Below are 388 nucleotides of genomic sequence, written 5' to 3'. Positions count from 1 at the left end.
GCGTAACTGTGGTCGTCTTACCGGCAGTATAGTTAACCGTCGTGTCATCTGAATTTGCTTGGAAACCAGTAACGTCTGCGTCGTTTAAGGTAATGGCACCAACACTCGCTTTATCAGCGGTATAACCTGGAACCACTGGACTCGTAACGGCCGTAAAGCCATCATTCGTATCATTAGTATCACCAGTATTATCCGTTAACGTCCATGGAGTATATCCAACTAATTTACCAGTTGTACTGTCAACCGTTGCGTTTCGAGTATAAGTCCCAGTTTGAGTTACGTAACCTGCGGTTAAGTCAGCCAATTGCTCTGGACTCAACGCTGCTTTTTGTTGCGCCGTTAAGTCATTAACATTCACACCTGTGTAGGTGATCTTGCGAGTAACTGT

The 388-nt window shown here is 45.1% G+C and carries 1 protein-coding gene; it reads right to left on the bottom strand.

Annotated features, from left to right (window positions below):
* The coding region (locus IV84_RS11045) for a mucin-binding protein (RefSeq protein WP_420865364.1) at positions 1-388 on the bottom strand (388 nt) is incomplete at both ends.

It is taken from the genome of Pediococcus damnosus (genome assembly GCF_001437255.1).
Lineage (GTDB): Bacteria > Bacillota > Bacilli > Lactobacillales > Lactobacillaceae > Pediococcus > Pediococcus damnosus.
Note: the sequence above shows the minus strand (reverse complement) of the source record. Positions and strands in the feature narration are given on the sequence as shown.